This window comes from Neisseria sp. P0022.S010 (assembly GCF_051956635.1).
This window is the reverse complement of sequence record NZ_JBQCXF010000779.1, coordinates 1-747: the sequence shown is the minus strand read 5'-3', so window position 1 is coordinate 747 and position 747 is coordinate 1. Positions and strand designations below refer to the sequence as shown.

Here is a 747-nt window from a genome sequence, read left to right as displayed (position 1 = left end):
GTATGTGGGGATATTATTATAGGTAACAGTTTTTCCTTGGACTGATTTTAAATCAAAAAGTTTAGTTATTGTCTTAATTTTACACTAGATTTGTCTTGTTGGAAGCAGGCAGGCCGTCTGAAGGATTTCAGACGGCCTGTATGGTTTATGCCTACTTATTAAGCACTTTTTGGAAGGTGTCGATCAGGTGTTGCGCAATGGCACGGCTGCCGAATTGTTGCAGGCAATCTTGGCGCAAACGGACGGGTTCGTATTGTGCATGGTTTTCGTAGAGGGTGAGCAATGCTTTGGTCAGCTCCGGTATGTTTTCGATTGGCACCAGCAGGCCGTTGTCGGAAGTGACGATGGATTCGGGGCCGCCGCAGCGTGTGGCGATAACGGGTAAACCTTGCGACAGTGCTTCGATATAGACGACGCCGAAGGTCTCGGTACGGCTGGCGAGGACGAATGCGTTGCTGTGGCGCATGAGATCCAGGGTTTGGTCGGTGGTCAATGCGCCGGTAAAGGTAACGGCGTGGTTGATGCCCAAGTCGCTTGCCAGTTGTTTCAGACGGCCTTCTTCTACGCCGCCGCCGCCGATTTTGAGTTTGAGCTGCGGATAGGTTTTGAGTGCTTCGGCAAAGGTAGGCAGGAGCAGGTCGTGGCCTTTGAGGTGGCGCAGGTGGTAGACGCTGCAGAAGGTGAAGTCTTGATTGTTTTTTTCGGGGAACTCGAAATCCTCTTCAAAATTGCCGCCCAGCATATTGG

General features: G+C 51.1%; 1 protein-coding gene. It reads right to left on the bottom strand.

Translation table 11 applies throughout. The features are described 5' to 3' along the window. Positions 1–151: 151 nt before the first annotated feature. On the bottom strand, positions 152–747 hold a 596-nt coding region (locus ACTHUT_RS21360; RefSeq protein ID WP_440419809.1), incomplete at its 5' end, for a glycosyltransferase.